At 72.2% G+C, this 20,216-nt stretch carries 19 protein-coding genes; 5 read left to right on the top strand and 14 right to left on the bottom strand.

The annotated features are described in order from the left end of the window. Positions 1–47 precede the first annotated feature (47 nt). The 9 genes from JN22_RS02910 to JN22_RS02950 form a co-directional block, all read right to left on the bottom strand. Positions 48–1,541 carry a tripartite tricarboxylate transporter permease gene (locus JN22_RS02910; RefSeq protein ID WP_085552497.1) on the bottom strand — a complete coding sequence of 498 codons (1,494 nt, stop codon included), beginning with the start codon at positions 1,539–1,541 and terminating at the stop codon, positions 48–50. 17 nt (positions 1,542–1,558) lie between these two features. Continuing rightward, positions 1,559–2,005, bottom strand: a complete 447-nt coding sequence (locus tag JN22_RS02915; RefSeq protein WP_085552498.1) for a tripartite tricarboxylate transporter TctB family protein — start codon at positions 2,003–2,005, stop codon at positions 1,559–1,561. After that, positions 2,002–2,922 (bottom strand): DUF1932 domain-containing protein, encoded by a 921-nt coding sequence (locus tag JN22_RS02920; protein ID WP_179166028.1) that lies wholly within the window; start codon positions 2,920–2,922, stop codon positions 2,002–2,004. Before JN22_RS02920 ends, JN22_RS02915 begins: the two co-directional genes overlap by 4 nt. 11 nt (positions 2,923–2,933) lie before the next feature. Then, on the bottom strand, positions 2,934–3,716 hold the full coding sequence (locus JN22_RS02925) for an RraA family protein (protein WP_085552500.1): 783 nt from the start codon (positions 3,714–3,716) through the stop codon (positions 2,934–2,936). Positions 3,717–3,727: 11 nt separating this feature from the next. Continuing rightward, positions 3,728–4,717 carry a tripartite tricarboxylate transporter substrate binding protein gene (locus JN22_RS02930; RefSeq protein ID WP_085552501.1) on the bottom strand — a complete coding sequence of 330 codons (990 nt, stop codon included), beginning with the start codon at positions 4,715–4,717 and terminating at the stop codon, positions 3,728–3,730. Between the two features lie 90 nt (positions 4,718–4,807). Continuing rightward, complete coding sequence (locus tag JN22_RS02935) at positions 4,808–5,479, bottom strand: 4-carboxy-4-hydroxy-2-oxoadipate aldolase/oxaloacetate decarboxylase (RefSeq protein ID WP_085552502.1); 672 nt, start codon at positions 5,477–5,479, stop codon at positions 4,808–4,810. Positions 5,480–5,526: 47 nt separating this feature from the next. Next, the gene (locus JN22_RS02940) at positions 5,527–6,720 is read right to left on the bottom strand and encodes a mandelate racemase/muconate lactonizing enzyme family protein (RefSeq protein ID WP_085552503.1); all 1,194 of its coding nucleotides are present in this window, start codon (positions 6,718–6,720) and stop codon (positions 5,527–5,529) included. Continuing rightward, on the bottom strand, positions 6,717–7,601 hold the full coding sequence (locus JN22_RS02945) for an NAD(P)-dependent oxidoreductase (protein WP_179166029.1): 885 nt from the start codon (positions 7,599–7,601) through the stop codon (positions 6,717–6,719). Before JN22_RS02945 ends, JN22_RS02940 begins: the two co-directional genes overlap by 4 nt. A 7-nt stretch (positions 7,602–7,608) precedes the next feature. Continuing rightward, entirely contained in the window at positions 7,609–8,604 is a 996-nt protein-coding gene (locus JN22_RS02950; RefSeq protein ID WP_223677542.1) for a Bug family tripartite tricarboxylate transporter substrate binding protein, read from the bottom strand. A 205-nt stretch (positions 8,605–8,809) separates the two neighbouring features. Between JN22_RS02950 and JN22_RS02955 the strand changes: the two genes are divergently transcribed. From JN22_RS02955 to lspA, 3 genes are all read left to right on the top strand, one after another. After that, positions 8,810–9,745: a LysR family transcriptional regulator gene (locus JN22_RS02955; RefSeq protein ID WP_085552506.1), complete on the top strand. Its 936-nt coding sequence runs from the start codon at positions 8,810–8,812 to the stop codon at positions 9,743–9,745. 125 nt (positions 9,746–9,870) lie between these two features. Then, on the top strand, positions 9,871–11,031 hold the full coding sequence (locus tag JN22_RS02960) for a D-alanyl-D-alanine carboxypeptidase family protein (protein ID WP_085552507.1): 1,161 nt from the start codon (positions 9,871–9,873) through the stop codon (positions 11,029–11,031). Between the two features lie 101 nt (positions 11,032–11,132). Beyond that, a complete protein-coding gene (gene lspA, locus JN22_RS02965) occupies positions 11,133–11,648 on the top strand; it encodes a signal peptidase II (RefSeq protein ID WP_085552508.1) in 516 nt (171 codons plus the stop codon). 72 nt (positions 11,649–11,720) lie between these two features. On the opposite strand, the gene JN22_RS02970 is transcribed toward lspA, so the two are convergent. The 4 genes from JN22_RS02970 to JN22_RS02985 form a co-directional block, all read right to left on the bottom strand. Further along, positions 11,721–12,203 (bottom strand): DUF411 domain-containing protein, encoded by a 483-nt coding sequence (locus tag JN22_RS02970; protein ID WP_223677543.1) that lies wholly within the window; start codon positions 12,201–12,203, stop codon positions 11,721–11,723. 118 nt (positions 12,204–12,321) lie between these two features. Beyond that, complete coding sequence (locus JN22_RS34730) at positions 12,322–12,753, bottom strand: hypothetical protein (RefSeq protein WP_143268128.1); 432 nt, start codon at positions 12,751–12,753, stop codon at positions 12,322–12,324. 126 nt (positions 12,754–12,879) lie between these two features. Beyond that, positions 12,880–13,926: a TMEM43 family protein gene (locus tag JN22_RS02980; RefSeq protein ID WP_085552510.1), complete on the bottom strand. Its 1,047-nt coding sequence runs from the start codon at positions 13,924–13,926 to the stop codon at positions 12,880–12,882. A gap of 154 nt (positions 13,927–14,080) precedes the next feature. Continuing rightward, a complete protein-coding gene (locus JN22_RS02985) occupies positions 14,081–14,728 on the bottom strand; it encodes a TetR/AcrR family transcriptional regulator (RefSeq protein ID WP_085552511.1) in 648 nt (215 codons plus the stop codon). A 104-nt stretch (positions 14,729–14,832) separates the two neighbouring features. Between JN22_RS02985 and JN22_RS02990 the strand changes: the two genes are divergently transcribed. Together JN22_RS02990 and JN22_RS02995 are read left to right on the top strand one after the other, a co-directional pair. Further along, entirely contained in the window at positions 14,833–16,431 is a 1,599-nt protein-coding gene (locus tag JN22_RS02990) for an ABC-F family ATP-binding cassette domain-containing protein (protein WP_085552512.1), read from the top strand. A gap of 519 nt (positions 16,432–16,950) precedes the next feature. Then, positions 16,951–19,569 (top strand): sulfite reductase flavoprotein subunit alpha, encoded by a 2,619-nt coding sequence (locus tag JN22_RS02995; protein WP_085552513.1) that lies wholly within the window; start codon positions 16,951–16,953, stop codon positions 19,567–19,569. Positions 19,570–19,603: 34 nt separating this feature from the next. Here the strand turns inward: JN22_RS02995 and JN22_RS03000 are convergent, their stop codons facing one another. After that, positions 19,604–20,194, bottom strand: a complete 591-nt coding sequence (locus JN22_RS03000; protein ID WP_085552514.1) for an IMPACT family protein — start codon at positions 20,192–20,194, stop codon at positions 19,604–19,606. Positions 20,195–20,216 lie beyond the last annotated feature (22 nt).

Consider the following 20,216-nt stretch of genomic DNA (forward strand, 5'->3'; position numbering starts at 1 on the left):
GCCTATATCGGCGTCCGGCTTCATGCGCGCTTTCCAGGAACCGGCGCTCATTCGACGAAGACCTCGCGGCGGCCGCGCTTGACGGCCGGCAGCAGCGTGGCGGCCAGAAGGAGGAGGGCGAGCAGCAGCAGGCCCAGGCTGACCGGCTCGCGCAGGAAGACTCCGGCGTCGCCGCGCGACATGGTCATGGCCCGGCGCAGATTCTCCTCCATCAGCGGGCCGAGGATGAATCCCAGCAGCAGCGGCGCCGGCTCGAAGGCGGCCTTGACCAGGATGTAGCCGAGCAGCCCGAAGGCGGCGGCGAGGCCGACGTCGAAGGCGCTGTTGCCGACGCTGTAGATGCCGATGCAGGCGAACAGCAGGATGGCCGGGTAGAGCAGCCGGTAGGGAATGCGCAGCAGCCGCACCCACAGCCCGATCATCGGCATGTTGAGCAGCACCAGCATCAAATTGCCGATCCACATGCTGGCGATCATGCCCCAGAACAGGTCGGGCCGGGCGGTCATGATCTGCGGCCCCGGCGTGATGCCGTGGATCATCATGGCGCCGACCATCAGCGCCATCACCGCGTTGGACGGCAGCCCCAGCGTCAGCAGCGGGATGAAGGAGGTCTGCGCCGCCGCGTTGTTGGCCGATTCCGGGGCGGCGACCCCCTCGATGGCGCCCTTGCCGAAGCGTCCGGGCGTGGGCGACAGCTTCTTCTCCAGCGCGTAGGCGGCGAAGGAGGCGAGCGCGGTGCCGCCGCCCGGCAGCAGCCCCAGCAGCGAGCCCAGCGCGGTGCCGCGCAGCACCGGCTTCCAGGAGCGGCGGGTGTCGTCCAGGCTGGGCCAGACCCGGCCGTGCGGGATGACGGTCCCCTCCTCGTCCTTGCGGCGTTCCAGCGTGACGATGATCTCGCCGATGCCGAACAGACCCATCGCCAGCACGACGAAGTTGATGCCGTCGGCCAGCTCCGGCAGGCCGAAGTCGAAGCGCGACACCGCCGAGTTGACGTCCGTCCCGACCAGCCCGAGCAGAAGGCCGAGCACGATCATCGCCACCGCCTTCAGAAGCGAGCCCTGCGCCAGCACCACCGCCCCGACCAGCCCGACGACCATCAGCGAGAAATAGTCGGCCGGCCCGAAGCGCACGGCGATGGCGCCCAGCAGCGGCGAGAACAGCGCGATCAGCAGGGTGGCGACGCAGCCGGCGAAGAAGGAGCCGAGCGCCGACACCGCCAGCGCCGGCCCGGCGCGGCCCTGGCGGGCCATGGCGTGGCCGTCGAGGCAGGTCACCACCGACGAGGTTTCGCCCGGCAGGTTCAGCAGGATCGAGGTGGTCGAGCCGCCATACTGGGCGCCGTAATAGATGCCGGCCAGCATGATCAGCGCGCTGGTCGGTTCCAGCGCGAAGGTGGCCGGCAGCAGCACGGCGATGGTCACCACCGGCCCCACGCCGGGCAGCACGCCGACCAGCGTGCCGAACAGCGATCCCATCAGGCAGTAGAAGAGGTTGACCGGCGTCGCCGCCACCGAGAATCCGAGGATCAGGTCGTTCAGCATCGTCTTTGGTTTCCCGCTCAGACCGGCCAGATCTTGAAGGGCAGGCCGAGCCCGTAGACGAAGACGACCAGCGAGAAGGCGCTGAGGCCCGCCGACAGCACCGGCACCTCCCAGTGGCGGACGTCGTGCGTCGCCAGCGCCGAGACGGCGAGCGCCAGCAGGCTGGCCAGCACCAGCCCGAGCGCGCTCAGCAGCAGGGCGAAGGACAAGACCCCGCCGAGCACCAGCAGGACCGGCCGCCACGCGAGGCCGCCCATCCGGTTGCCCTCGTCGATCCACAGCGCCCGCAGGCTGATGGCGGCGCCGAGCAGGGCCAGCAGGCCGCCGAGCAGCACCGGGAAATAGCCCGGCCCCATGCGGAAGGCGGTGCCCATGGCGTAGTCGCGGGCGGCGAGGATCGCGGCCGCGCCGGTGGCGACCAGGGCCAGCCCGGACACGAAGTCGCTTGTGTTTCGGATGCTCATGCGGGGGTCTCCGCGGGGGTGTCGAGGTGGCGGTCGAAGAGGGCGACGGCGTCGTCGGTGCCGGCGGGAAGCCGTCCGTTCGCGGCGGCGGCCAGCCCCCCGCCGGCCAGCCCCTCGCCGGCGGTGCGGCGCAGGCGGGCGGCGACGGCGCCGGTGACCAGCGGGTCGATTCCGGCGGCGGCCAGCGTGTCGGCGCACATGGCGACCTCCAGCGACCGGCGGCGGGCGTGCACGGCGTGGGTGCGGATCAGGAAGTCGAAGACCGCGCGGCTTTGCGGCCCGAACAGCCCGACGAGGCTGTCCAGCACCGCGTGGTCGAGGCCGTGGCGGCGGGCCGCCGTCAGGCTTTCGACCAGCAGGCATTCCAGCCCCTTGGTCACCACGCTGCGCAGGATCTTGACGCCGGCCGCGTCGCCGGGCCGGGCACCGGCCACCCGGATGCGCATGCCGGCCCGGCCGCCCAGTTCGGCGAAGCGTTGCGCCGCCTCGCCCGAGGCCAGCACCGGAACGCGGTGGAGGTCGTTGATCGGCATCCCCATGATCGCCGCGTCGACGAAGGTCCGGCCCAGCGCGGCGACCCGTTCGGCCACGGCGATCTTGTCGGGCGGCCCCAGCGAGTTGACGTCGACGTAGAGGGCGTCGGGCGCGATGGCCCCGGCGCAGCGTTCGGCCGCCGCCATTGCCTGATCCTGCGGAACGCAGCAGACGACGAGATCGCGGTCGGCGAGTCCCGCCGGGTCGTCGAGCAGGGGGACCCCCAGCTCGACGGAGCGCCGGCGGGCGAGATCGCGCTGGGCATCGCTCCGTGGTTCGTCGTAGGCGACGAGTCCGGTCAGGCCGTCGGCGAGGAAGCCGCGGGCGAAACTCGACCCGACCTCGCCGAAGCCGATCAGGCCGATGCGCAAGGAGGCTGGCATGGGGGCTTTCCTCACCATTTCTCGGGCGGCAGCACGGCCATGCTGTCGCGCGGGGCGTCGCCGCGCCGGACGCTGTCGATCAGCGCCTTTTCACCGGCCGTCGCCGCCTGGGCGCGCCGCAGCACCTCCTCCGCGAGGTCGGCGGGCACGGCGATCAGGCCGTCGCGGTCGCCGAGCAGCAGGTCGCCGGCCAGCACCTGCGTGCCGCCGATCTCGACCACGCCGTTGAACTCGACGATCTCCAGCCGGTGCTTGCCGGTGCGCGGGGTCAGGCCGCGCGACCACACCGACAGCCCCATGCGGCGCATGGATTCGGCGTCGCGCACGCAGCCGTCGACCACCACCCCGGCCAGCCCCCGGCTGTGGACCGCCGTCGCCATCAGCCCGCCGAAGCTCGACGAATCGTCGGCGCCGCCGGCGTCGATCACCAGCACGTCGCCCGGCCGGCTCAGCGTCACCTGATCGAGCCCGCCGAGGCGCGGCACCAGACGGTGAGCGATGCCGTGGCCGGCCGGCCGGCGGACGCGGGCCTGCCGCACGGTGACCGCCGGGCCGACGATCCGCTGCTCCGGGGCGAGCGGCGCCAGCCGGCCGCCGGGGATCGCGGTGTCGAACCCCAGCTCGTCGAGGATGTCGGCCACCACCGAGGTCAGGTCGGGCAATGCCTGATAACCGGCGATGACCGCGGCGGAGGGACGGGGGAGGGCGACGCGCCGGATCATCCCCGGCGGCAGCAGCCCGAGCAGGTCGCCGGCGAAGGGAGCCAGCTCGGCTTCGACTTGCGGATCCATCATTCGGCCTCCCGTCACTTGGCCTCGATGCCGGCGTCGGCGACGACCTTGGTCCACAGCGCCAGATCCCTCACCAGCGTCCGGCCGAACTCGGCCGGGCCGGAGCCCACCCAGTCGATGCCGGCGGCGGCCAGCTTGGCGCGGAAGGCGGTGTCCTGGCCCAGAGCGAGAATCTCGCGGTTGAGCAGGCCGACGATGTCGGGCGGCGTCCCGGCCGGGGCCAGAGCCCCCAGCCACCATTGCACGGCGTAGCCGGGGACGCCGGCCTCGGCGATGGTCGGCAGGTCGGGGGCGGCGGGGGTGCGCCTGGCGCCGCCGGTGGCGAGCGCCTTCAGCGAACCCTTGGCGAAATAGGGCTGGGCGGTGCTGAACACGCCGATCATCAGCTGCACGCGCCCGCCCAGCATCTCGGTCAGCATCTGGCCCTGGCCCTGGAGGGGGATGTGGACGATGTCGGCGCCGGTCGCCGATTTCAGATACTCGGTGGAGAGGTGCTGCGGCGCGCCGATGCCGGCCGACGCGTAGTTCAGCGTGCCGGGGTTGGCCTTGATGTGGGCCAGCGCCTCGGCCAGCGTCGTCCCCGGCACGTCGGGCGTCACCGCCAGCACGGTCGGCAGCTCGGCGATCAGCGCGATCGGCGCGAAGTCCTTCACCGCGTCGAAGCGGAGCTGGCGATTGAGCGCCGGGGCGGTGACGAGGCTGTTGGACACCACCAGGATGGTGTAGCCGTCGGCCGGCGCCTTGGCGACCGCCTCGATGCCGATGGCGCCGCCGGCGCCGCCCTTGTTCTCGACGACGAAGGGAGCCTTCAGGCGCTGGGCCAGCGCGTCGGCGATCTCGCGGGCCAGCAGGTCGTTCGACCCGCCGGGCGGGAAGGGCACGACCAGCTTGACCGGCCGCGAGGGATAAGCGTCGGCGGCCTGCGCGCCCGGCGTGCCGGTGGCGAGGAGGGCCAGCGGTGCCAGCAGGCCGGCGGCGAGAAGGGCGCGGCGAAGTTTGGACATGGTGTCGGTTCCGATGGGCTCGTGTGTGGCGCCGCCTGAAGCCCTTCTCCCCTTGTGGGAGAAGGGCTCGCTTGCAATTCGAGAGGGGGGTCAGTGCGTCAGCTCGATGCCCTTGCTTTGCAGCAGGGCGTCGAGGTTCAGCATGTCCCAGGTGGTCTTGCCGGTGAGCAGCGCCTCGCGGAAGCGCTCCTCCTTCCTCTCGCGCTCGCGGCTGGCGGCGAGCACCGTCTCCAGCGTGCCGAGCGGCACCACCACGACGCCGTCGTCGTCGCCGATGATGAGGTCGCCGGGGTTGACCGCGACCCCGCCGACCACCACCGGGCGGCCGATCGGGCCCAGGCTCTCCTTGACCGTGCCGATGATGGACTGGGCGCGGGCGAAGACCGGGAAGCCGATGTCGCGGATGGTGGCGCCGTCGCGCACGCCGCCGTCGGTCAACAGGCCGGCGATGCCGTTGCCCTTGGCGCAGCTCGCCATCACGTCGCCGAACAGGCCCTGCTCGGTGAAGCCGCCGGTCGCGCAGACCAGCACGTCGCCCGGCTTGGCGAGCTTCAGCGCCGCGTGCAGGGTCAGGTTGTCGCCCGGCGGGCATTCGCAGGTGAAGGCGGGGCCGAGCAGACGCATCCCGGAATAGAGCGGCTTGACGGCGGAGGCGAGCGCGCCGGTGCGGCCCTGCGCCTCGTGGGCGGTGGCGGCGGCGATGCCGGCGAAGGCGCGGACGAGGTCCGGGGACGGGCGGCGGTGGTCGTCGACGTGGGGCATGGGAAAGGGTCCCGAAATCAGGAATGGGAATCAGGGAAGGCGGGGGATCAGCGCGTGACGTTGGCGACGCCCCACACGTAGTGTTTGCGCGGGAATTCCTCCCAGTACTGGCGCATGTCCTTGTGCGGGAAGTCCTGGTAGGGGCGGGCGAGCAGCGCCTCGCGGTCGATCTCGACGCCGAGGCCGGGGGCGGTCGGCAGCACCGCCCAGCCGCCCTCCTCGATGACGATGGGCGAGGGCGTGATGGTGTCGCAGGCCTCGCGGAGGTTGATGAACAGCTCGGCGATGGTGAAGTTCGGGATCACCGCCGACAGGTGCAGCGTCGCCGCCAGCCCGACGATGGTGCTGTTGTAGTTGTGCGGGCTGATGGCGACCGCGTGCGGCTGGGCCATGGCGGCGATGTCGAGCATCGCGCCGATGCCGCCGACCGCGCAGACGTCCGGGTTGAGGATGTCGGCGGCGCGCCTGGCCAGCACCGGCACGAAATCCTCCTTGGTGTAGAGGGTCTCGCCGGTCACCACCGGCACGTCGATGGCCTGCCGGACCTCGGCCACCAGATCGATGTTGTCGGAGAGGCAGGGCTCCTCGTAGCAATAGATGCCGAATTCGGCGAGACGGCGGGCGACGCGGATCGCGTGGTGCGGCGCCACCCGGCGGTGCGCGTCGATCAGCAGGTCCATCTCCGGCCCGACGGCCTCGCGCACGGCGCGGACGTTGTCGACCGCGTAATCCTCCTCGGCGGCCGAGACGAAGGTCCGCCAGGGGCCCGGGAAGGGATCCCATTTCAGCGCGGTGTAGCCCATCGCCTTGACCGCCAGGGCGCGCTCCACCGTCTTGTCGATGGAATCGACGCCGTACCACCAGCCGTTGGCGTAGACGCGCACCGTCTCGCGCACCGCCCCGCCGAGAATGTTGTGCAGCGGCAGCCCGGCCTTCTTGGCCACGAGGTCCCACAGGGCGATCTCGACGGCGCTCCAGGCGCAGAGGAAATCGACGGAGCTGCGGCGGATCGCGAAATCGTCGAACAGGATCTGGCCGAGATGGCGGATGTTGAAGGCGCTGCGGCCGATCAGGTAGGGAGCGATCGCCTTCAGATACTGGTCGACCACCTTCTCCTTCTTGACCGAGACGTAGGCCTCGCCCCAGCCATGCAGGCCGCTCTCGGTCTCGATGCGGACGAACAGCAGGTTCTTGCCGCTGCCGGGGTGGAACAGGAAGGTTTCGACGTGGGCGATCTTCACGGGTTGTCTCCTAGCGATTCGTCGAGCAGGGCGACGGCCTGCGCCACGCCGGGGCGGCCCCGGACCTTCTCTTGCGGGATGCGGGCGGCGGTGCGCGCCATCAGGGCGGCGGTGGCGGCGGACAGCAGCGGGTCGAGGCCGGCATCCGCCACCAGGCGGGCGGACAGCGCGCATTCCTCGGCCCGGCGGGCGGCGTGCAGCAGATGCGAACGCAGCAGCATGTCGGCGGTGTCCCTGGCCGGACGGGCGTCGAGGAACTCGGCGACGCTCGCCTCCACCGTGTCGAGCACGCCGAGGCGGCGGGCGGCGACGAAGGCTTCGGCATAGAGGGCTTCGAGCCCCTTCACGAAGACGCTGCGCACCAGCTTGATCGCCGCCGCCTCGCCGGGCCGGTCGCCGACGACGTCGATCACCATGCCGTGCGGCGTGAGGAGGCCGGCGAAGCGGGCGGCGCCCGGCCCCGAGGCGACCAGCGGAACCCGGTGGCCGCGTTCGACCGCCGAGCCGAGGATCGCGGCGTCGACGAACACGCCCGGCGCCGCCTCGGCCGCCGCGCGCTTGCCGGCGGGATCCAGCGAGCTGACGTCCACATAGAGGGTGCCGGGCGGCAGGCCGGCGGCGCGGGCGGCGCTCCGGGCGGCGTCGACGGCGGCGGAGCCCGGCACGCAGGCGAAGACCACGTCGCGGTCGGCCAGCGCGGCGATGTCGGACGTGGCCGCGGCGCCCAGCCCGGCTGCCCGGTCGCGCGCCTCGGGGCGGCGGGCGTAAACGGCGATGTCGGTCAGGCCGGCGGCGCGCAAGCCTGGAAGGACGTGCGAGGCCACTTCGCCGAAGCCGATGAAGCCGATGCGCAAGGGGCGGTGGGGGAGGGCGCCGCTCATGCTCCGCTCACTCCGCCTGGATGCCGGCGTCGGCGACGATGCGCGCCCATTTCGCGATCTCGGCCTCGACATGCGCCTTCAGGCTGGCGGGGGTCGAGTCGGTGACCGGGTCGAAGCCGATCTCGGCCAGCTTGCCGGCCAGGGACGGGTCGGAGACGGCGGCGCGGAACGCCGCGTTCAGACGGTCGACGATGGCCGGCGGCGTTCCGGCCGGCAGGAAGATGGCGCTGGTGGAATAGGCGTCGACGCCGGGAACGCCCTGTTCGAGCAGCGTCGGCAGGTCCGGCGCGCCCTGCGAGCGGGTCGGCCCCGCCACCGCCAGACGGTTCAGCGCGCCCGCCGCGACGTGCTGGTTGGTGGCGGCGAAGGTGTCGAATTGCAGGATGGTGCGGCCGGCCAGCAGATCGGCGATGGCCGGGGCCGAGCCCTTGTAGGGGACATGGACGACGTTCACCCCGGCCGACTTCTTGAACAGCTCGCCGGCCAGATGCAGCGGCGCGCCGGTGCCCGACGAGCCGTAGTTGAACGTGCCGGGGTTGGCCTTCAGGTAGGCGACCAGCTCGGGCACCGTCCTGGCCGGCACCGAGGGGTGGGTGACCAGCACCAGCGGCACGACGGCGACCAGCGCCACCGGCTCGAAGCTCTTGACCGCGTCGAAGTCGAGCTTCTTGAACAGCGCCTGGTTCATGCCGTGCGTCGCCGCCGTGCCGAGCAGCACCGTGTAGCCGTCGGGTGCCGCGGCGGCGACCGTGCTGGCGCCGATGTTGCCCGACGCGCCCGGACGGTTGTCGATGACCAGCGGCTGGCCGAGCCGTTCGGAAACCTTGTTGGCGATGACGCGGATGAAGATGTCCTGCCCGCCGCCCGCCGAGAAGGGCACCACGATTCGCACCGGACGGTCGGGGTAGGCCGCCTGCGCCGCCCCCGCGCCCGGCATCGGCAACCCGACCACCGACAGCCCGACCATCGACAGCCCAACGGCCCAGCTCCAAAGCCTCCGCATTTCACACTCCAAGCGAAAATTTCATCGCTATTAAAGGCTATAAATTGACTAGGTAAAACTGACTTTTTTTCATCAAGCGCAATCGCTACCGTTCATGATGCTTGATTCTTGGGCGGTTCCGCCCGCAATCACGGAACGCCAGACGCCTTGCACGCTCCGGGCGCGGGAAATCGCTTTTCTTCATTCAACAATATAGGATGGGTGGATGCTGACGCTAAAACAGATCGAAGCCGTCTATTGGGTGAGCGAGCTTGGCAGCTTCCACGGCGCCGCGGCGCGGCTCGGCACCACGCAATCGACCATCTCGAAGCGCATCCACGAGCTGGAGACCCATGTCGGGGTCGAGCTGATCGAGCGCGGCAGCGCCTCGGCGACCCTGACCTTGAAGGGGCGCGAGGTCATCGAGGATTTCTCGGCGATGCTGAGCCTGCGCCAGGGGGTGCTGCACCGTCTGGCCGGCGACGAGTCCTTTTCCGGGCGCTTCCGCTTCGGCGTCACCGAGATGGTCGCCCTGACCTGGCTGGCCGATCTGGTGGCGGCGATCCGCCGGGTCTATCCGCGCATGGTGCTGGAGCCGCGCGTGGACATGGCGGCGGGACTGCGCCACCAGCTTGCCCGGCACGCTCTGGATCTGGTGATCAGCCCGTCGCTGGAGTCCGACGCCGGCTACGTCACCCATCCCCTGCCGAAGCTGGAATCCGCCTGGATGTGCAGCCCCGAGCTGATCCCCGCCGGGGAGGAGCGGCTCTCGCTGGAACGGCTGGCACAGCTTCCCGTGCTGACCCACGCCGAGGGGTCGATGCTGCATCTGCGGCTGCTGCGCGAGCTGGACCGGCTGGGGATCGAGCGCGGCCGGGTGCTGACCTGCAACAGCCTGATCGGGCTGGCGGAACTGGCGCGCGCCGGGCTCGGCATCACCTACCTGCCACGCGCCTATTTCGCGCCCTATGTCGAGGCGGGCGACCTGCGCGGCGTCGAGGTTCCGCTCGCGCTGGCCCCGCTCGACTACGCCATCGTGCATCGCGGCGACGCCATCAGCCGCCGCGTCGCCGCCCTCATCCCGCCGGTGTGCGACTTCGCCGGAGTCGCCTGCCGGGTCGAGCGCAAGCGGGACGGGATCTGCCTGGGGGAGGGGATCTGAGACCGGCCCGGCGACGCCGGCCGCCGCATTTTTTCCCGCCGGGCGCGGGCGGCTTAACAGTCGCTTAAGGCGGGCCGGGCTACCCGTGACCTCTCGCCTCCAACCGCCGGACCGGATCTTCCGCCATGCTCGCCCGCGCCCGCTCCGCCGCCGCCGCTCTCGTCCTGGTGGCGGTGTCCTCCCTGTCGGCGCCGGCTGCGGCCAAGGCCGGGCGCGAAGCGGCGCCGGCGCGGCCGGTCGCCGCCGAAATCCTGATGGACGCCGCCACCGGGGCCGTGCTGAGGGCGCACAACGCCGACGTCCCGACCTATCCCGCCTCCCTGACCAAGATGATGACGCTCCTCCTGGCGTTCGAGGCGCTGGACCGCGGCCAGCTCCGGCTCGACCAGCCGCTGCCGGTCTCGTACCACGCCACGACGATGGCGCCCTCCCGGCTTGGAGTCGCGCCGGGCGACACCATCCGCGTGGAGGAGGCGATCCTGGCGCTCAGCACCAAATCGGCCAACGACGTCGCCGTCGTCCTCGGCGAGGCGATGGCCGGGAATGAGGTCGCCTTCGCGCAGGCGATGACCCGGCGGGCCCGCGAACTCGGGATGAAGCGGACCGTCTTCCGCAACGCGTCCGGCCTGCCCGACCGCGCGCAGCGCACCACCGCGCGCGACATGGCGATCCTGTCCCGCGTCCTCGTCCGCAGCCACGCGCGCTACTATCCCTACTTCAGCCGCCGCAGCTTCGACTGGCAGGACCAGACCATCCACGGGCACAACCGGCTGCTCGACCGCTATGACGGGATGGATGGCATCAAGACCGGCTACATCGCCGCGTCCGGGTTCAATCTCGCCGCCTCGGCCTCCCGCGACGGCCGTCGCCTGATCGCGGTGGTGCTGGGCGGCGAGAGCGCCGCCAAGCGCGACCGGCGCATCGTCGAGCTGATGGACATCGGCTTCCGCAGCCGCGCCCCGGTGAAGCCGGGAGACGCCTTGGTGTCCGACCCCAAGCCGGAGGAAGCCCGCCGCCCCGCCGCCGCCGCCGCCGCCGCCGCCGCGACGGGAGGCTGGGCGATCCAGACCGGCGCGTACGGCACCCTCCAGGCGGCCCGCCAGGACGCGGAATCCGTCCGGAAGGAGCTGGGCGCCCTGGCCGCCGCCGCGAAACCGGCGGTTCAGCGGTCGGGCGCGCTGTTCAAGGCCCAGCTCGTCGGATTCGACGGCGCGTCCGCCCGTTCGGCCTGCGAGAGCCTGAAGCGGGCGAAGAGGGACTGCATCACCCTCCAGCAGCGTCCCTGACCGCCGCCGGTCCCCGGTCGATTCCCTCTTGATGCTCCAGTGGCTGGAGCATGTACGGTGCTGGGCGCAGCCCCTCCCAAGGGTCGATGACGGAGACTGGAATGCCCCACCGCCCCGCCTTGCCCGGACTGCGCGTGACGCTTGCCGTGGCGGCCTTTGCCCTTGCCGCCGACCAGCTCAGCAAATGGGCCATCCTCGCCCATGTCCTCAACCCGCCGCGCACCATCCCGGTCACCCCCTTCTTCAACCTGACGCTGGGCTTCAACACCGGGATCAGCTTCGGGCTGCTGGGTGGCGAAGGGGCGTTCGCTCCCGCCCTGCTGGCCGGGGCCGCCCTGCTGGTCGCCGCCGGGCTGATGCTATGGGCGATCCGCCTGCCCGACCGGCCGCTGGCGGCGGCCGGCGGCGCCGTCGCCGGCGGGGCGCTCGGCAACGTCGTCGACCGCCTGCGCCAGGGGGCGGTCACCGATTTCCTCGATCTGCACGCCTTCGGGTGGCATTGGCCGACGTTCAACGTCGCCGATGTCCTGATCGTCGGCGGCGCGGCCGCCATCGCCCTCCGCACGCCGAGGGAACCGGGACGTCCGGCGCTGCGCGCCGGCGATCCTTCGAGCTGACCGGCCCGGCGCACGGGCCGGATGGTCGAACCGCGATGGCGCGGCCGGCAAGCGCGACCGGCCGGCGCGCCTTCAGTGGGTCGCGTAGACCCGCATCCTGCCGTCCGGGGCGCCGAAGAGGACGACCTGATAGGGTTCGCCCGTCTTCATGTCCATTCCCGGCGCGTCCTGCGGCATGCCTGGAACCGACAGTCCCCTGGCCTTGGGCCGCTCGGCGAGCAGCCGCTTGACATCCGCCGCCGGGACATGGCCCTCGACCGCGTACCCGTCGACGACCGAGGTGTGGCAGGAGTGCAGCTGCCCGGGGATGCCATGCTCCGCCTTGATCGGGTCGACGTCGTCGACCTCGTGGACCGTGACGGCGAAACCGGCGGCGATCATGTGCCGGACCCACCCGGTGCAGCATTCGCACGTCCGGGCCTTCCACACCTCGACCACCTGCGCCGCGGCGGCCGGGGCGCCGGCGAACAGGGAGGCTCCGCCGATCGCGGCGCCACCGGCCAGAACGGCCGTTACGGCCAGGGCGGCCGCAACCTTCTTGGTCTTCATCGACATCTTGGCAAATCCTTCGAAACTCGCGGTCCGCTCCCGCGGAAGGGGAGACGGGACGGGCGGTGCGGCTCCCGCGCGGCCGATGGCCGGCAGCGGGAGCGCCGTGGCGTGGGCCGGACGGTCACGGGAAGGCGCGCGGGGGCTCCAGCGCGGGATCCACCCCAACGCCGTCCAGCAGGGCGGCCATGGGCGCCGGCGGCGGCGCGGGGGCCGGAACGGCGGGAAGGGATGCGGCGCCGAGGGGCAGGCCGGCGTGCATGACGTGGCAATGCACGGCCGCGCAGCCGTCGCCCTCCGCCATGTCCGTGGCCGGTGCGTCGGTGGCTCGGGAGGAGGCATGGCCGCAAGCGGTCATCCCGGCGTCCGGCCCCCGTGGGGAGACGGCGGCGGAGGCGGCGGTGGAAACAGCGGCGGAAACGGCGTGGCCGCAACGGCCCGACAGGGCGGCGCCCCGGCTCTGGGCGGCCACCGGCGCCAAAGGGGCGATGAGCATGGCCAGCAGGATCAGGCCGGCCGTCACGCACCGCAGGGCTGCGCTGTTACGCTGTTTCATCCCACAAACCCACTGGTCCCGGGCCCACTGGCCCCCGGAGGACCGCAAAACCGGGGCCATTCTACACCATGGCGAGCGGATCTCGTTGATCGAAATCAAGGATGGCGCTGCCGGCCCGCCTTCGGCTCAGTCCAGGGAGTTCCGCCGGCGGGCGAGGAGCGCGAGCGCCAGCACATAGAGGATCACCCCCGTCTGTCCCGCGACGAAGCTGCCGCCGATGCCGCCCGGCACGGCCGCCGCCATGGCCGCGCCAAGCGTCGCGGCGATCCCGGCCAGCGGGACGATCGTCAGGGCGATCCGGCGGGGTATCGGCGTCCAGAGCGCCGGGATCATGAACAGCACCCAGCCGGCGGCGAACGCCCACAGCGTCACCGTGAGACGGGTGGTGTTGGCCTCCTTGAGGGAATCGGCGATCATGGTCGCGGCGTCGACGGTCCCGCCGGCCAGCAGCGCCACCTTGTTCCCGTCGATGCGGACCGGCACCAGTTTGCGGCCCGTCCCGTCGACCGCGGCGATCACGCTCAACGGACCGGCGCGCAGCGCCCTGTACGTCAACCGCCGGTCGCCGTCGGTCAGACTCGCCGCCGGGTCGGAAGCCGGAGTCTCGGGGCGGCCCGTCTGGTAGGCGCCGAAGGGGTCGCTCTCCGAGATCCGCATGCCCGGCGGCGGGCGGAAATCCGTGCCGGGCCGCAGCGGCTCCAGGGCCGAGGGGTCGGCGGCCAGGAGCGGCTCCGTCAGCGACCACCCGCCGAGATGCGCTCCGGGAGACGCAAGATGGTGCATCTCGTCCGGGGTCAGGCTGCCCTTCCGCCCGCCACGGAACCGTTCCACGACGCGCTGGACGGCGAGCGTCCCCTCGAAGGCGATTCCCATGCCGGTGTCGGAAACCGGCTGCCCGGCCACCGCCACGCCCCGCGCATGGACGACGCGCCCGGCCAGATCCGGAGACGGCGTCGCGGGCTCGTCGGCGACGAGAAGGGAGCGGAGCGCCCCGATCCGCGCCGCCTGCACCGCGGCGTCGGTGTAGAACCACGCGTGGAAGCTGACGAGCAGGAAGCTCAGGAACAGGAACCCCATCGAGGCCGCCATGAAGGGAACCATCCTCCGGTTCCAGGACGGACCCTGTTGCGGGCGCGCGGTCATGGCGGTCATCGGGTCGGCTTTCGTCATCATGGCGGGTCTATCCCGAAGTGGCTCGGTCTGCGAAGGGGAAGGCATGACGGCCGAACCCTAGCCCGCGCCTTTCCCCGGCGACTTGACCTTGGACAAGCGGGCCGCCGCTTCCGATCCAACTGCACGGTCCAAGCGGGGCCGGCGGCGGGCGGGGTCAGCCGCGCCCGCCCATGGCGGCGGTGAAGACGGTCCAGCGTTCGTCGAACAGCCGTTCGAGGCAGGGCGCATCGCCCGATGCCCCGTCGCCGAGGCGGACCCGGTTGTTGGCGCCTTCCAGAAGATCCACGAGGATTCCGCAGACCGCCAGGGCATCGCCGGGCCTGAGGGCGCCCGCCGCCTGCGCGGCGGCGACAGCCCCGGCCAGGGGCTCCAGCGCCGCCCGCGACCATTCCGCCAGCCGCGCGCGGAGGGTGGCGGAGAGGGCGGCCTCGGCGTTGAGCGAGAGATAGAAGGCCGCGTAATCGCGTGCCGATCCGATCTCGGCGTAGCGAAGCGCCGTTCGCCGCAGCGCCTCCAGCGGTCCGGCCCCGTCACCGGCCCCGTCACCGGCGGTGGATAGCGCGTGGCGGAACCGGCCGATGTCGCGCTCGACCACCGCGTCGAGCAGCGCCGCCTTGTTGGGGTAGCGGCGGTAGAGGGTGTGCTTGGACACGCCGAGTTCGAGGGCGATCTCCTCGAGCGAGCTGCCGGAAACGCCCTTCCGGCAGAAGACGGACCGCGCGCCGTCGAGCAGCCGCGCGCCGAGAGTGGCGGCCTGCTCCCTGGTCGGCCGTCCGCCGGGCTTGCGTCCGCCGGTTTCCATCCAAGCTCCCTTCGCGACCGTCCAAGCCGGTTGAGTTTTCCGCCGGCGTCTGATATCAGCACGATACCGTGCTGATATTGCCGTTTCAACAAGGTTCCCCAGGCATGGCCTCCATCACCCTGTCCAAGCTCTCCTGGTCCACCCCCGACGGCCAGGGCGTCCTGTCCGATCTCGACGCCGCGTTCGGGCGGGAGCGCGTGGGTCTGGTCGGGCGCAACGGGGTCGGCAAGACCACGCTGCTGAGGCTCGTCGCCGGGGAGCTTCAGCCGCTCGGCGGTGGCGTCTCGGTGACCGGGACGCTCGGCCGGCTGAAACAGGCGGTCCGGTTCGGCGAGCGGGAAACCCTGGCCGACCTGTTCGGGGTGGGCGGGGCGCTGGCCACCCTGCGCCGGGCCGAGGCCGGCGAGGCGGGGGTGGAGGAGCTGTCCGACGCCGACTGGACGCTGGAGGAGCGCATCGCCGCCGCGCTGGCGCGGGTCGGACTCGACGCCCGCCCCGACACGCGGCTGGCGGAGCTGTCGGGCGGCCAGAGGACGCGCGCCAGCCTTGCCGCAGCGGTCTTCGCCGAACCGGATTTCCTGCTGCTCGACGAGCCGACCAACAATCTCGACCGGCCCGGCCGGGAGGCGGTGATGGCGCTTCTCGCCGGCTGGCGCGCGGGCGCGATCGTCGTCAGCCACGATCGCGAGCTTCTCGACCAGATGGATGCGATCGTCGAGCTGAGCTCCCTGGGGGCCGCGCGCTACGGCGGCAACTGGACCCTGTATCGCGAGCGCAAGGCGGCCGAGCTGGCGGCGGCGGCGCAGGATCTGGCCCATGCGGAGAAGGCGGCGGCGGAGATCGACCGCAAGGCGCAGCGCGCGACCGAGCGGCAGGACCGCCGCGACGGCGCCGGGGCGCGGGCCGGCGCGCGCGGCGGCACCCCCCGCATCCTCCTGGGCGCCCGCCGGAGCAACGCCGAGGCGAGCCGGGGCGAGGGCGTCCGGCTGGCCGAGCGCCAGAGGGCGGAGGCGCGGACGGCGGTGGCGGCGGCGCAGGCCCGCGTCGAAATCCTGAAGGATATGGCGGTGACGCTGCCGCCGACCGGGCTTCCGGCGAACCGGACGGTGCTGAGGCTGGAGGGTGTCACGGCGGGCCATGACGCCGGCCGCCCGCTCATCCGCGATCTCTCCCTGTCCATGGTCGGGCCGGAGCGCGTCGCCGTCGTCGGGCCGAACGGATCGGGCAAGACGACGCTGCTGAGGCTGATCGCCGGCCAGCTCGCGCCCATCCGGGGAACGGTGTCGGTCGCCGTGGGCTTCGCCATGCTGGACCAGAGCGTCGGCATCCTCGATCCAGGGGCGTCGATCCGCGACAACTTCCTGCGGCTCAATCCCGGCGCGACCGAGAACGCCTGCCGGGCCACCCTCGCCAGCTTCCTGTTCCGGGCCGACGCCGCCCTCCAGCGGGTCGGCACGCTGAGCGGCGGGCAGGCGCTGCGCGCCGGCCTCGCCTGCGTGCTGGGCGGGGCGGAGCCGCCGTCGCTGCTCATTCTCGACGAGCCGACCAACCATCTGGACATCGACTCGATCGAGGCCATCGAGGCGGGGCTGACCGCCTATGACGGCGCGCTTCTGCTGGTCAGCCACGATGAGACGTTCCTTGCCAGGGTGGGGATTCAGCGGCGGCTGGAGCTTTCCCCGCCGGATCGGGCGGGCGCGTAGTCCGGCCGGCGCCTCACCCCGGTGGCGGCCGGGTGCCCGTTGTTTGTGCAGCGGGGGGCTCCTCGCGCCCCGCTCCAAGGGTCGCGCAAAATATGCGAGTAATTCTTATTCTCTGTGTGTCCCGCGCGTCACAGGCCGCTGTCGCACGGCATGATGCCGGGCTGGACGCCACGGGCCAGGATGTCGGGAAATCCGGCTTGTCCATTGAAAGAAAACACGGATTTCCCGATCGGGGGAGGTCCGGCCTTGCCGTTCCGCGCCCTGCCGTTCCGGCGGCGGCGGACCTCCAGCCCGCCTCGGCCGCATCCGGAACGGGCCATGAGCCCATAATTTGGAATCATTCCAAATCATTGCCGTTGAACGGCACCACGGGTCGGTTGCTAAAAGGAGTCCCGTGACTGCCACGGTCCCTGGATCGGCCAAACCCCTTCCGTCTTCGCGTGTCGTCATCCGGGGGCCGGCCATCCATGCGTCCGCCGCCGGACTTGTGGTTCCAGCTTTCCTTCGACGGACGTCCCCATGTTGAAATGGTTCTGGTTTCAGCTTCATTGGCTGCTGGGCATCACCGCCGGAACGATCCTGTGCGTCGTCGGCGTCACCGGGGCGCTGCTGTCCTTCGAGGACGATCTTCTCCGCCTGCTCAATCCGGGGGTGCTGAGCGTCGCCGCGCGTCCGGAGGGCACGCTGGCGCTTCCCGACCTGTATGAGCGGGTGGCGCGCAACAACCCCGATCGCGGCATCACCGCGCTGCGCGTCAGCGCCGATCCCACGGAACCGGCGGTCGTCACCTTCGCGCCGCCGCCGGGAGCCGCCGGGCAGGGCGGGCGCCAGCCGCGCGGGGAGAACCGGCAGGTCGATCCCTACAGCGGCGCGCTGCTTCCGCCTCCGTCCGGGCAGGACGCCTTCCGGACCATCATGCAGCTTCACCGCTGGCTGCTGGCCGGCGATGTCGGCAAGCATCTGGTGGGGGCGTCCACCATCGCGCTGATCGTGCTCAGCCTGTCGGGGCTGTACCTGCGCTGGCCGCGCCGGCCGGGCAGCCTGCGCGCATGGCTGGCGCTCGACCGCAGGCAGAAGGGGCGCGGCTTCCTGTGGAGCCTGCACGCGGTGCTGGGCACCTGGGCGCTGCTGTTCTATCTGCTGGCCAGCCTGACCGGCCTGCACTGGTCCTACGGCTGGTACCGCGACGGCCTGATGGCGCTGACCGGAACGCCCGCCGTCCAGCGGCCTCCGCAGGGGGGCGGCCAGGGCGGCGGTCAAGGTGGTGAACGGGGCGGCGAACGGGCCGCCCGGCAGCCGGTTCCGCCGGACGTTCCGGCGATCTGGGCCGCCTTCGTCCGCGCGGTGCCGGACGGCTACAGCACGGCGACCGTCCGGCTGGCGGCGGGCGGCCAGCCCGTCCAGATCTCCTATCTTCCCGCCGATCCGGCCCACCCGCGCGCCGGCAACACGCTGACCCTGGACGGTCGGACTCTGGCGCCGGCCGCCCACAGCCGGTACGACGAGCTGCCCGCCGGGCAGAAGCTGATGCGCAGCGTCTTCGTCCTGCATTCGGGCGAGTATTTCGGCACGGTCGGCCTCGTCCTGATGATGCTGGCCAGCTTCGCCATGCCGCTGTTCGCGGTGACCGGCTGGATGCTGTATCTGGAGCGCCGCCGCCGGAAGCGCGCGGCCAGGCGCGCCGCTGGTTCCGTGGAGGCGGCCGGTTCCGTGGAGGCGGGGGATTGCGTGCTCATCGGCTACGCCAGCCAGACCGGCCGGGCGGAGCAGGTGGCGTGGCGGACGGCGGCGGCGTTGCGGGCCGCCGGCGTGACGGCGACGGTCAAGCCGGTGTCCGCCCTGGACATCCCGGCGCTGGAGGCGCACGCCGCCCGTCCCGGCGCCCGCGCCCTGTTCGTGGCCAGCACCTACGGCGACGGCGAGCCGCCCGACGGCGCCCGTGGCTTCGCCCGCAAGGTGATGGGCGGATCCGCCGCGCTGGACGGCCTGCGGGTCGGCGTGCTGGCGCTGGGCAGCCGGCAGTACGCCCGGCATTGCGCCTTCGGGCTTGCGTTGGAGTCGTGGCTGCTGGCGCAGGGGGCGCGGGCGCTGTTCCCCGCCGTCACCGTCGACGAGATGGCCGAGGCCGACCTCGCCCGATGGTGGGACGGTCTCGGGGCGATGACCGGGGGCGCGGCCGTTCCGGCGGTTCCGGCGGTTCCCGCGCCCCCGTCACACGGCCGCTGGCGGCTCGCCGAACGGCGTCTGCTCAACCGGAACAGCTCCGGCCTTCCCACCTATCATCTGGAAATGCAGCCGCCGGCCGGGGAGCGGCTGCACTGGGTCGCCGGCGACATCGCCGAGATCCGGGTGCGCAACGCTCCCGACCGCGTGGCGGCCGTCCTGGCGGCCGGCGGGCTGGAGGGGGAGGCCATGGTCGCCGGCGACGACGGGCCGGAACGGCTGGCCGACCGCCTCGCCCGCTGCCAGTTGCCGCCGGTGGAGGTCTTGGCGCCCGGCGGGCCGGCGCAGGCGCTGGCCGACCGCCTCGCCGTGCTGCCCCGTCGCGACTACTCGATCGCCTCGGTTCCCGAGGATGGCCGCCTGCATCTGCTGATCCGTCAGGTGCGCCTGCCGGGCGGCGGGCTGGGGCTGGGGTCGGGCTGGCTGACCGAGCATCTGGAGGTCGGCGGCATGGTGGACGTGCGCCTGCGCAGCAACCGGCCCTTCCATCCCCAGGCCGACGACCGTCCGGTGATCCTGATCGGCAACGGCACCGGGCTGGCGGGCCTGCGCGCCCATCTGCGGGCGCGGCGCCAGAGGGGGCACCGGCGCAACTGGCTGGTCTTCGGCGAGCGCACCGCCCGGCACGACTACTACTACCGCAGCGAGATCGAGGCGTTGCAGCGGGACGGCTTCCTGCCGCGGCTCGACCTCGCCTTTTCCCGCGACGGGGCCGAGCGGGCCTATGTCCAGGACCGGCTGCGCCAGGCGGGGGAGCAACTGCGCGACTGGCTGGCGGCGGGGGCGGCGGTCTATGTCTGCGGCAGCCGCGCCGGCATGGCCCCGGCCGTGGAGGAGGTGCTGCGCGAGATGATCGGGGCCGACGCCCTCGACCGGCTGGCGGAGGAGGGGCTCTACTGCCGCGACGTCTACTGACCGGGGGTGTCGCCGCGCGGAAGGGCCGTGTCCGTCAGCCCTCGCCGGGGCGGATGTCCGCCTGGCCGCGCGAGATGTCGGTGAGCATCCGGATGACATCGTCCAGCCGGGCTTCGGGCGTCCGGACGCGAAGCCGCACGCCGTCCGGCGAAAACCCCCTGGTTTCGACGAGGGTGGCCGGAAAGGCGCCGAGCCCCGCCCGGATCCTGGCCTCGTCCGCGAAGGCGCAGGTGACGGACAGGGTGGCGAACGCGATGATCGGCTCCCGTTCGGCGGCGCGCAGGCAGGCCGCCGCCGTGCCGCCATAGGCGCGGACCAGCCCGCCGGCTCCCAGGAGGACGCCGCCGAACCAGCGGCTGACCACCACCGCCACCCGGTCGAACTCCTGCCCCTCGATGGCCTGGAGGATCGGGCGGCCGGCCGTGCCGCCGGGCTCGCCGTCGTCGTTGAAGCGGTGGAGGTCGCCGATCCGGAACGCCCAGCAATTGTGGCCGGCCTCCTGGCTGCCGTTCCCGGCGATGAAGCGGCGGGCCTCCTCCTCCGTCCCGACCGGCCCCGCCGAGGCCAGGAAGCGGCTCTTCTTGATCTCCTGCCCGAACCGCTCGTTCTTCCTGAGAGTGAACATTCTCTTTTTCGCCGTTCCGAAA

The organism is Azospirillum agricola (genome assembly GCF_020005195.1).
Lineage (GTDB): Bacteria > Pseudomonadota > Alphaproteobacteria > Azospirillales > Azospirillaceae > Azospirillum > Azospirillum agricola.